Annotated in this window: 9 protein-coding genes and 1 pseudogene; 3 read left to right on the top strand and 7 right to left on the bottom strand. The window is 40.5% G+C overall.

The genetic code is table 11. The annotated features are described in order from the left end of the window. Window positions 1-141 precede the first annotated feature (141 nt). The 3 genes from trxB (at window position 142) to G8E00_RS04085 (ending at window position 2,933) form a co-directional block, all read left to right on the top strand. Entirely contained in the window at window positions 142-1,092 is a 951-nt protein-coding gene (trxB, locus tag G8E00_RS04095; RefSeq protein ID WP_166012198.1) for a thioredoxin-disulfide reductase, read from the top strand. Between the two features lie 270 nt (window positions 1,093-1,362). Next, window positions 1,363-2,097: a leucyl/phenylalanyl-tRNA--protein transferase gene (gene aat / locus G8E00_RS04090; protein ID WP_166012197.1), complete on the top strand. Its 735-nt coding sequence runs from the start codon at window positions 1,363-1,365 to the stop codon at window positions 2,095-2,097. A 23-nt stretch (window positions 2,098-2,120) separates the two neighbouring features. Further along, on the top strand, window positions 2,121-2,933 hold the full coding sequence (locus tag G8E00_RS04085) for an arginyltransferase (RefSeq protein WP_166012196.1): 813 nt from the start codon (window positions 2,121-2,123) through the stop codon (window positions 2,931-2,933). A gap of 154 nt (window positions 2,934-3,087) precedes the next feature. Here G8E00_RS04085 and rimI read toward each other — a convergent pair whose 3' ends face one another. The 7 genes and pseudogenes from rimI to G8E00_RS04050 form a co-directional block, all read right to left on the bottom strand. Then, window positions 3,088-3,549, bottom strand: a complete 462-nt coding sequence (gene rimI / locus G8E00_RS04080) for a ribosomal protein S18-alanine N-acetyltransferase (protein ID WP_166012195.1) — start codon at window positions 3,547-3,549, stop codon at window positions 3,088-3,090. A gap of 109 nt (window positions 3,550-3,658) precedes the next feature. Continuing rightward, window positions 3,659-4,540 carry a metal-dependent hydrolase gene (locus G8E00_RS04075; protein ID WP_166222114.1) on the bottom strand — a complete coding sequence of 294 codons (882 nt, stop codon included), beginning with the start codon at window positions 4,538-4,540 and terminating at the stop codon, window positions 3,659-3,661. A 231-nt stretch (window positions 4,541-4,771) separates the two neighbouring features. Then, window positions 4,772-5,961 (bottom strand): annotated as a pseudogene (gene tuf / locus G8E00_RS04070) (elongation factor Tu). A gap of 92 nt (window positions 5,962-6,053) precedes the next feature. Continuing rightward, window positions 6,054-8,189: an elongation factor G gene (gene fusA / locus G8E00_RS04065; protein ID WP_166012792.1), complete on the bottom strand. Its 2,136-nt coding sequence runs from the start codon at window positions 8,187-8,189 to the stop codon at window positions 6,054-6,056. A 128-nt stretch (window positions 8,190-8,317) separates the two neighbouring features. Then, window positions 8,318-8,788 (bottom strand): 30S ribosomal protein S7, encoded by a 471-nt coding sequence (gene rpsG, locus G8E00_RS04060; protein WP_016657334.1) that lies wholly within the window; start codon window positions 8,786-8,788, stop codon window positions 8,318-8,320. Window positions 8,789-8,967: 179 nt separating this feature from the next. Further along, window positions 8,968-9,342 (bottom strand): 30S ribosomal protein S12, encoded by a 375-nt coding sequence (rpsL, locus tag G8E00_RS04055; RefSeq protein WP_004648013.1) that lies wholly within the window; start codon window positions 9,340-9,342, stop codon window positions 8,968-8,970. Window positions 9,343-9,498: 156 nt separating this feature from the next. Then, a complete protein-coding gene (locus G8E00_RS04050) occupies window positions 9,499-11,115 on the bottom strand; it encodes an EcsC family protein (RefSeq protein WP_227591290.1) in 1,617 nt (538 codons plus the stop codon). Window positions 11,116-11,157 lie beyond the last annotated feature (42 nt).

The following is an 11,157-nucleotide window of genomic DNA, read 5'->3' as shown; positions in this document are numbered from 1 at the left end:
ACTTCATTATCACTTCATACTATATAGCTCAATTCGATTTAGATGATCAATATTATCGACATTCAATACAAAGATCTTTAGCCAACTTTGACGTATAATTTTAGCAATTTAAAATTTTTTGCATTAAAAAAGGAAATTGGGATGAGCGCTCGTCACTCACGTTTAATTATTTTAGGTTCAGGTCCTGCCGGTTATAGTGCTGCAGTTTATGCAGCTCGTGCCAATTTGAAACCAACATTGATTGCGGGTATGCAATTGGGTGGTCAGCTCACCACTACAACTGAAGTAGACAACTGGCCAGGTGACCCTGAAGGTTTAACAGGTCCTGCATTGATGGAACGTATGCAAGCACATGCTGAACGTTTCGGTACAGAAATCATTTACGATCATATTAACGAAGTTGACTTAAGTGTTCGTCCTTTTGTACTCAAAGGTGATATGGATGAGTTCACATGTGACGCCCTGATTCTTGCGACAGGTGCAACAGCACAATATCTGGGTCTTGAGTCAGAAGCAGCTTACATGGGTCAAGGTGTAAGTGCTTGTGCAACATGTGATGGTTTCTTCTATAAAAACCAAAACGTGATGGTCGTTGGTGGTGGTAATACTGCGGTTGAAGAAGCATTGTACTTATCTAACATTGCTTCACACGTAACATTAGTTCATCGTCGTGACAAATTACGTTCTGAAAAGATTTTGCAAGATCATTTATTTGCTAAAGAAAAAGAAGGCAAGATCAGCATCATTTGGAATCATGAAGTCGATGAGGTTTTGGGTGCACCACAAGCTGGCGTGACGAACGTGCGTTTAAAATCAACGGTTGATCAATCTACTCAAAATGTGGATGTCACTGGTTTATTTATTGCGATTGGTCATAAACCAAATACCACCATGTTTGAAGGTCAACTTGAATTACGTGATGGTTATATTCAAGTTCAAAGTGGCACCAGCGGTAATGCCACTGCAACATCTGTTCCGGGTGTATTTGCTGCGGGTGATGTTGCTGACAATATTTACCGTCAAGCCATTACCTCTGCAGGTTCAGGTTGTATGGCAGCTTTAGATGCTGAAAAATATTTAGATGCACTTTAAAACTGTCGAGATTTTGCTGATCTATTGAATGGATGTTGAAGTGATTTACTCTAACTGACTCTTCTCATTCGTTTACACTAAGCAATTGATCTTATAAACAAAGCCACCATCATCGGTGGCTTTGTTTTATCAAAAATGAATACCACATACCCAAATCATGTTAAAAATGATCAGAAGTTTTTGAAAATTGATTATATTTTGATGACGTGAATAATTCACAGCTTTGGTTTAAAGTATTGATCAAGTTCAATCCACTTTGTATGTTCATACATGACTATGCTCGCACCATCGCAATATTTATTTCCGAACCCTGTCGATACAGATCCTCTAGGTGAAGGACTCATTTGTATTGGTGCTGACCTCTCCCCTTCAACGCTTTATGAAGCCTATACACACGGATTATTCCCTTGGTTTTCAGAAGATGATCCAATCTGCTGGTGGAGTCCTGAACCTCGTTGCATCATCCATCCAGACCAATATCATCCCAGTAAGTCACTGATTCGAAATATGAAGAAGTTCGACTATAAAATCACAGTCAATCATGCATTTGAACGCGTCATTCGCTCATGTTCCTTGCCACGAAGTTATGCCAATGAAACATGGATTTCAGAAGAGATTATAGAAGGATATTGTGAACTTTTTGACGCTGGATTTGCGTATAGCATTGAGGTTTGGGATCACGAGGAACAATTGGTCGGTGGATTATATGGCGTGACCATTGGCAAAGGCTGTTTTGGCGAATCCATGTTCAGTACAGCCACCGATGTTTCAAAAATGGCTTTTTATACCTTAATGCTTATTGGACAAGCCAACCAGCTGCCTTGGGTAGATTGTCAACTCGTCAATGATCATCTTTTAAGTCTAGGTGCTTGTACAATTTCTCGCCAAGACTATCTTAATTCGTTACAAGATGTAATTAAATCACCCCCTATCGATTGGAAAAAATATCAGGAGGGTGTATTTTCAAGTAAAACAATAGCATTAAATGCGAACATCGCGGAATAATTGATGAGGAGAGTCACCCTTATATGAACTCGTATCATCCTAAGTCACTACTCAACGACTTACAGTATTATATAACGCCACCACATGATTGCAGTTATCTGCCTGATAAATCAGCACGCATGGTTTTTTTAGACCCTGCACATAAAATCGATGTGGTCACATTATCTGAATTGTCTCGTACTGGGTTTAGACGCAGTGGTGATTTTGTTTATCGTCCAGAATGTCATTTATGCCGTCAATGCTTATCTTGTCGTGTACCCGTGTCTTCATTTCAAATGAACAGCATTCAAAAGAAAGCATGGAAGCGCAATCAAGATTTAATCATGAAGATTATTCCAACGCATCAAGCCAACATGCAGCATTATCAGCTTTATGAGCGGTATATTAATGAACGTCACTCCGATGGTGATATGTTCCCACCTAGTTTTGATCAATTTGAAAAATTTTTAGTCCATAGCTGTAGCAATAGTTTCTTTTTAGAGTTATGGAAAGATGATCAGTTGATTAGTGTGTCGACCTGTGACGTGTTGGATGATGGTATTTCTGCGGTGTATACCTTTTTTGATCCAAAAGAAAGTCGCAGATCTTTGGGTGTTTTTGCGATTTTAAAACAAATTGAATATGTTCAATCTATTGCTCAAAGTTACGTGTATTTAGGCTATTGGGTGCCGCATTCGAGTAAAATGAATTACAAAGTCCAGTATTCGCCGTTTGAATTTTTACTCGATGGGCAATGGCGCCGCATTAATCGAAGCTTGGATGCTGAAGAAATTCAACATCTCGGCGATATGCTGATGACCACACTACCCTCAGGTTGGAATGACTTTATAAAATAACATTTAAATCACTTTCTAATAGATGATTTACCACACTTCTATTAAATGACCTTTTACTCAATAAAGGGTTATTTGATACGAATTTATTCAATGAATGGCTACTTCATGATCCTTAGACAAATCGCCCGAAATTGAACGAAATCCAATATTTCTCTTACATTTTAAACAGTTGTGCAAAATCATCACTACACGATTTCACCATAATAATCGCATTTTCTTTTGATCCATCAGCTTTAGGATAATAATTGCGTCGTACATCAATCTGGTGGAAACCCGATTTTTCGTACAAAGCAATTGCTGCCAGATTGCTTTCACGCACTTCTAAAAAGATTTGAACTGGGTTGTTTTTTAATTGTTCAATTGAATACTCTAAAAGCTTATATCCCAAACCCTGACCCTGCATTTTTGGATCGATCGCCATCAGCAGTAAATTTGCTTCATCCAATACAGGTTGCAATATGCAAAAACCAACCACTTGCGATTGATATTCGATGACCGTACTTTGGTAAGAGCTTACTGACTCTTCAAACTGTTTCGATGTCCACGGATGTGTTTGTACCAAACGTTCAATTTCAGCGACACGCTGTACATCTGACATCTGCATTTTACGAATCATTTAGGCTTTCTTTCAAAACATCGACATTGGATATGCATTATAAAAACTTTCATCAATAAATACATAAAAAAAGGACAACTGAATGTTGTCCTTTTTACATTATCTAAATTTATAGACCTAATTTTGATTTCCACTTTTCCAATAAACCATCTGTCTCTAAATGATTTGGATGAAAACCAGGTTTGAAATAAGCCAACATCTCTTTGGTCATCCCTGTAATGATGCCTTTCGACGGACTGTATGCATAAATATAAATATCTTTAAATGCATCTACATTGAGCTGTTTATCTTCACGTAATAAGCGTGCTACGAAATATGACTGAACGATTAGAAGTACAACCATGGCCATCACTAAACCACTTGTACGTGCGGCATAAGCTTTAAAGCCTTGACCAAAAACACCTTCAAATACGTCGTAAGCTACGGCTTTATGCTCATTTTCTTCTATCGCATGCCATAACCACATGGTTTTCATGGTTTCATCGGTCATGAGTTCCTGAATATGGTTATTGCGTAACAGTTCTGAAGCAATGGTCGCAGTGAAATGTTCTAAGGCTGTGGTACCAATCAGATCGATCATTTGTTGATTAACACCAAACGGCTTACCAATAAAAGCAGCTGTTTTGCGGAAACCTTGAATCACCGCTCCTGTATACTTTTCTAGACGATCAACATCATGACCAAATTTCTGTGCAGATTGGTTAAAACCTGCATGCTCATGAGTATGCATTGCTTCTTGACCAATAAAAGCACTGATTTCTTTTTGCAATGCTTCATTGTCTTTAATTTCAGGATAATTTCTGACTGCACGAACACTATCAATAAAGAATTTTTCGCCTGCAGGGAATAATGCTGAAAGTGCAGTCATAAAATGAGTTAAGCCTGCTGAACCATTCATCCAATATTCAGGTACGTTTTCAAAATCAAATTTCATACGACGTACAGGAAAACTTGCACCAGCTCGATTCGTAATATTGACTTTTGCATTCATAGAAACACTCCTTTAGACATGCATAACACCATGCCCAATCTTTTTTATTTTCTATAATCAGCATACGAGCTTGTTCCAAATCACCAAAAGCCATACAGGTCAGCCGAATGTCACATGAGGACAATTTAGATTGTCATTGTTCGACAATCTCGCTCGTATTTTTTTAATTTCTTATTTTAAAAAGCAAAAAAAAGCGCCCCAGAGGGACGCTTTTTTTCACACAATCAGCGATTATGCAGTTACTTTAGCAACCACACCAGCACCAACTGTACGACCACCTTCACGGATCGCAAAACGTAGACCTGGGTCCATTGCGATTGGGTGGATTAATTCTACTGACATCTCAACGTTGTCACCAGGCATAACCATTTCAACGCCTTCTTTCAATTGAATCGCGCCAGTTACGTCAGTTGTACGGAAGTAGAACTGTGGACGGTAACCGTTAAGGAATGGAGTATGACGACCACCTTCTTCTTTAGAAAGTACGTATACTTCTGCATCGAATTTAGTGTGCGGGTTGATTGTACCTGGTTTAGCAAGTACTTGACCACGTTGTACGTCTTCACGCTTAGTACCACGTAGAAGAACACCACAGTTCTCGCCTGCACGACCTTCGTCAAGCAATTTACGGAACATTTCTACGCCAGTTACAGTTGTTTTAACTGTGTCTTTGATACCAACGATTTCAACTTCTTCGCCTACTTTCACGATACCTGATTCAACACGGCCAGTTACTACTGTACCACGACCAGAGATAGAGAATACGTCTTCGATTGGCATAAGAATGCTTTGTCGATTGCACGCTCTGGTTCTGGAATGTAAGAATCAAGTGCAGAAACTAATTCGATTACTGCAGACTCGCCATATTGACCTTGGTCACCATTAAGCGCAGCTAAAGCTGAACCACGGATGATTGGAGTGTCATCACCAGGGAAGTCATAAGTAGAAAGAAGTTCACGAACTTCCATTTCTACCAATTCAAGAAGCTCTTCATCATCAACAAGGTCACACTTGTTAAGGAACACAAGGATGTATGGTACACCTACTTGGCGAGAAAGAAGGATGTGTTCACGAGTTTGTGGCATTGGACCATCAGTCGCAGCACATACAAGGATCGCACCGTCCATCTGAGCAGCACCAGTGATCATGTTTTTAACATAATCGGCGTGTCCTGGGCAGTCTACGTGAGCGTAGTGACGAGTTGGAGAATCGTATTCTACGTGTGAAGTATTAATTGTAATACCACGTGCTTTTTCTTCTGGTGCAGAGTCGATTGCTGCGTAATCTTTCGCTTCACCGCCGTAAGTTTTTGCACAGATAGTTGCAATAGCAGCAGTTAAAGTTGTTTTACCATGGTCGACGTGACCAATTGTGCCCACGTTAACGTGTGGCTTATTACGTTCGAACTTAGCCTTAGCCATGAGATCTTCCTTTTTAAACGACTCATGGAGGGGCACTCCATGAGCATTTGGTTTTAACTATGAATTAGTTTGGGCTTATAGTAATCGAAAGATTACTCGTCGTCACCTTTTTTACCGCCAGATTGGAACTTAGAAATGATGCCTTCAGCCACGTTACGTGGAGTTTCAGCATATTTAGCAAATTCCATAGAGTAAGTCGCACGACCTTGAGACATAGAACGCATTTGAGTCGCGTAACCAAACATCTCAGCAAGTGGAACTTCAGCACGAATAGCTTTAGTACCACCAGGTAAATCGTCCATACCTTGAACCATACCACGACGACGGTTTAAGTCACCCATGATATCGCCCATGTAGTCTTCTGGAGTTTCTACTTCAACTTTCATGATTGGTTCAAGAAGAACAGGATCTGCTTTCATGAAACCGTCACGGAATGCGTAAGAACCCGCCATTTTGAACGACAATTCGTCAGAATCGACATCATGGTAAGAACCATCGAACAATGTCGCTTTGATGCCTACAACTGGGTAACCAGCTAGTACACCATTCTTCATACGTTCTTGGATACCTTTGTCAACTGCACCGAAGAATTCTTTAGGTACTACACCACCAACAACTTCTTCAGCGAATTCGTATTCTTTACCAGCGTCAGTATCCATTGGCTCAAGACGTACGTATACGTGACCGAATTTACCTTTACCACCAGTTTGACGAACGAACTTACCTTCTTGCTCAACAGTCTTTTTGATTGTTTCGCGGTAAGCTACCATTGGTTTACCAATGTTCGCTTCAACGTTGAATTCACGCTTCATACGGTCAACGATGATGTCAAGGTGAAGCTCACCCATACCAGCAATAATTGTTTGGCCAGATTCTTCGTCTGTGCGTACACGGAACGATGGATCTTCTTTCGCCAAACGACCAAGCGCGATAGACATTTTCTCTTGGTCAGCTTTAGTCTTAGGCTCTACAGCTAAAGAAATTACTGGCTCAGGGAATTCCATACGCTCTAAAGTGATGATGTGTTTTTCATCACATAGTGTATCACCAGTAGTTACGTCTTTAAGACCTACACACGCAGCGATATCACCCGCACGGATTTCGTCAAGATCTTGACGTTCGTTTGCGTGCATTTGCACGATACGACCGATACGTTCACGTTTAGATTTAACTGGGTTATATACTGGGTCGCCTTGTTTAAGCACACCAGAATAAACACGTACGAACGTTAAGTTACCTACGAACTTGTCATTCATAATTTTGAATGCAAGTGCAGAGAACGGTTGTTCGTCAGATGCTTCACGAGTCGCTTTAGTTTCAGCTTTATCGTCAAGAATACCTTCGATTGGCTTAACTTCAGTCGGTGATGGTAAGAAGTCAATAACAGCATCCAACATACGTTGAACACCTTTGTTTTTGAACGCTGTACCACAAAGCATTGGTTGGATTTCGCAAGCCAAAGTTTGAGCACGAAGACCAGCAACGATTTGTTCTTTCGACAAGTCGCCATTGTTCAAGTATTCGTCCATCAATTCTTCAGAAGCTTCAGCCGCAGCTTCAACCATGTTTGTACGCCATTCTTCAGCAAGTTCTTGAAGTTCAGCAGGGATATCACCGTACTCAAACTTCATACCTTGAGAAGCTTCATCCCAAATGATCTGTTTCATTTCGATCAAATCGATAACGCCTTGGAAGTTTTCTTCAGCGCCAACAGGGATTACTACTGGTACAGGGTGTGCACCAAGACGTGTTTTCATTTGTTCAACAACACGGAAGAAGTTGGCACCTGTACGGTCCATCTTGTTCACGAATGCTAAACGAGGAACTTGGTATTTATTCGCTTGACGCCATACAGTTTCAGACTGAGGTTGAACACCACCTACAGCACAGTAAACCATACAAGCACCATCAAGAACACGCATAGAACGTTCAACTTCGATTGTGAAGTCAACGTGTCCCGGTGTATCAATTACGTTGATACGGTGTTCTGGGTACTGTTTAGACATACCTGACCAGAATGTAGTCGTAGCAGCTGAAGTGATTGTAATACCACGTTCTTGCTCTTGTTCCATCCAGTCCATTGTTGCTGCACCATCATGTACTTCACCAATTTTGTGAGATACACCTGTGTAGAACAAAATACGTTCTGTAGTCGTGGTTTTACCAGCATCGATGTGCGCTGAAATACCAATATTACGGTAACGAGAAATAGGGGTTTGACGAGCCATGATTTCTTGCATTCCTAAATTTTGTTGTTTAAAACAGGACGCTTTAAGCTGCGTAACAGCTTAAAGCGCTTAGACGACAGTTTGGTGAAACCGCCCTATCGTCATCCTGATTAAGGTCTCTTAACCTATTAGAAACGGTAGTGAGAGAATGCTTTGTTGGCTTCAGCCATACGATGCACGTCTTCACGTTTCTTGATCGCTGAACCTTTACCTTCAGCTGCGTCAAGCAACTCACCAGCAAGACGTAAAGCCATAGTTTTTTCAGAACGCTTAGCAGCAGCATCTACTAACCAACGCATAGCCAAGGCAGTACGACGGGATGGGCGCACTTCCATAGGTACTTGGTATGTAGCACCACCAACACGGCGTGCTTTTACTTCGACCATTGGACGAACTTTTTCAAGAGTAGTCTCGAAAAATTCAACTGGGTCTACTTTATTTTTTTCTTGAACGCGGTCTAAAGCACCGTAAACGATACTTTCAGCAATAGACTTTTTACCATCTTGCATTACGTGGTTCATGAATTTAGCGATTGTTTGGCTGCCGAACTTAGGATCCGGAAGGATTTCACGGGCAGCGACTACGCGACGTCTTGGCATTTTAATACACCTAATAAAATTGACACTTCAGGTTTATCCAGCATGAGTACAAAGTGTCATGTACCACTCGCTGGCCTTACTACACGTCGCTTGAATTTCACAAAATTAATGCAGAAATCAGACAAGCGAGACGATAAAGGATTGCGGTTCTACGTTCTTAAGAAAATGTTCTTAAAGAATTATTTCTTAGGACGTTTAGTACCGTATTTAGAACGAGACTGGTTACGATCTTTAACACCAGCACAGTCTAATGAACCACGAACGGTATGGTAACGTACACCTGGTAAGTCTTTAACACGACCACCACGGATAAGAACAACACTGTGCTCTTGTAGGTTATGGCCTTCACCACCGATGTAGCTTGATACTTCAAAACCAGAAGTTAAGCGAACACGGCAAACTTTACGCATTGCTGAGTTAGGTTTTTTAGGTGTAGTTGTGTAAACACGTGTACAAACACCACGACGTTGTGGACAAGCCTTCAACGCAGGAACTTTTGATTTTTCAATCAAAGTTGTACGACCCTTACGGATCAACTGATTTGTTGTTGCCATTTGGCAATTCTCCCGTTAATAAAAAGCCCCAAAAAAATATGACTTTTTGAGGGCATGCAATTGTATGCCAAGATGTAAAAATGGTCAACATTCGACATAGGGTCGAATGTCAACCATTTTGGATTTAACTTTCTAATTGCTAGAAAATTAGACACATTACTTTGCTTTAGGTTGTTCCTCTTTTTTTGTAAGCGAAGATGACTCAGTCGCTTGTTTTTGAGTTTGTGTCGTTTTGTTGTCTTGAGTGCTTTTTTTCACAACTTTGACTGTTGGCTTCGAGTCTACTTTTGCAGCATTCTGATTCGTCTTCGTGGTTTTTTTTGCATTCCCTCTTGTTGCGGTAGCGTTAGCTTCATTTTTTACCTCAACTTGCCTGTCAGCTTGTGTTTTTGCTGGTGTAGTCTGCTTCGTTGCCGTTTTCTGTTCAACTTCCGATACAGCATTTACTTGAGGCTCACTTTTTGCTTGCGTCTCATCTGGTTTAGATGCTGCTGATTTCTCATCTACGGACTTAGACTCAACAGGTTTAGGTTCAACATGTGTCTCAGCAAGCTTTTTCAATCCTTCAGCAACCGATTCTTGCTCTGGTTTTTCTTCAGGCTTTTGTTCAACACGAATCTCTTTGATCACTTGGTTATCGATCTGATCTGGTGCCGAATCTAAATCTGATTGTGGATCCAATTTATTCGGAGCAGATTGATTATCCTGATTCAGCAACGGGCTTGCTTGTTCAATTAAAGCTTTTGATCGTTCATATGCCGTTAAAATATCGACAGGTTCATTGGGATGCTGAAGTAGATATTGTTGCGCGCTCGAAAAGATCACTTCTGCTTTTTTGTTTGCGTCTTCAATCAATTTCCAACTATAGACCGCACCCACACCTGCACCTGCCAGAGGTGTCAGTTTAGATAAAATCGAAATTTTAGGGATATGATTCAACCATGCCCACTTCGCAGTACCATCTTCTTGGCTCATCCATTTTTGTAATACTGCAAAATCATTACTTGAGCCAAGCAACGTTTGAAGTTGCTGTACATTTTGAGTTTCAAGCACATTTGAAAATGCACGTAAAGCAACCAGCACCGTTTGCTTTTCAGCAAGCGCACCTAAGTCAACTTGTTTGAACACATATTCAACAATATCTCTTTCACTTTTCCGATCAAGCTCAAAACCGTGTGCACGACCCGTTTGATAGATTGCTCTTAAAGTCAGCACCAAAGACGTTGGGATATCAATGGCTGTACCAACAACACCTGTTGCTCCCGTTACTGCCCCTTGAACCGCGGCAATCAGTTTGTTTTGATTTGCCAAAGCAGCACTAATACGACTAGAACGAGATGCATCAGATGCAAGTTCGCCTAAATTTTTAGCACCAACTTCCTTTAAAACATGATCAACAGAACTTAACGATGATGAAAAATCATCAAGTTTGTCAAAAAAGTAATCTGCAATTTTATTGTTAAGATCTGGTGAAATAAAGGAAGCAATATTATTCACTTTATTATAATGACGACCCAATAATTGTGCGGTCACTTTAGGAACGTGCTCACGAATCATTTCCTGTGGATTATCTAACTGTTTTTTATCATTCATTGTTTTTTCTTTCGCCTTCCCTTCAATTATTTGATGATCTTCAGGTGTTTGATTCAGTTTCGAAACACTGCCTGGTGCAACATGAGTCAGTAGATCAAACCCTGTGTTGGTGAGCTTTTTAGCCACTCCGAACGCATTCGAAATCAAACCGCGAGATTGTTTGTTATAAGAATTTGCCATATACATCTCTTCCTTACGCATGATCACTTTTGATTAAAATAC

Origin of the sequence: Acinetobacter shaoyimingii, from assembly GCF_011578045.1 — a bacterium.
GTDB lineage: Bacteria > Pseudomonadota > Gammaproteobacteria > Pseudomonadales > Moraxellaceae > Acinetobacter > Acinetobacter shaoyimingii.
This window is presented reverse-complemented; position numbering and strand designations above follow the sequence as displayed.

Bases quoted from the DNA above. Each gene is read 5' to 3' on its own strand.
- G8E00_RS04075 (WP_166222114.1), bottom strand. From the start codon at position 4,540: ATGAATGCAAAAGTCAATATTACGAATCGAGCTGGTGCAAGTTTTCCT.
- rimI (WP_166012195.1), bottom strand. From the start codon at position 3,549: ATGATTCGTAAAATGCAGATGTCAGATGTACAGCGTGTCGCTGAAATT.
- rpsG (WP_016657334.1), bottom strand. From the start codon at position 8,788: ATGCCAAGACGTCGCGTAGTCGCTGCCCGTGAAATCCTTCCGGATCCT.
- G8E00_RS04050 (WP_227591290.1), bottom strand. From the start codon at position 11,115: ATGGCAAATTCTTATAACAAACAATCTCGCGGTTTGATTTCGAATGCG.
- aat (WP_166012197.1), top strand. From the start codon at position 1,363: ATGACTATGCTCGCACCATCGCAATATTTATTTCCGAACCCTGTCGAT.
- rpsL (WP_004648013.1), bottom strand. From the start codon at position 9,342: ATGGCAACAACAAATCAGTTGATCCGTAAGGGTCGTACAACTTTGATT.
- trxB (WP_166012198.1), top strand. From the start codon at position 142: ATGAGCGCTCGTCACTCACGTTTAATTATTTTAGGTTCAGGTCCTGCC.
- G8E00_RS04085 (WP_166012196.1), top strand. From the start codon at position 2,121: ATGAACTCGTATCATCCTAAGTCACTACTCAACGACTTACAGTATTAT.
- fusA (WP_166012792.1), bottom strand. From the start codon at position 8,189: ATGGCTCGTCAAACCCCTATTTCTCGTTACCGTAATATTGGTATTTCA.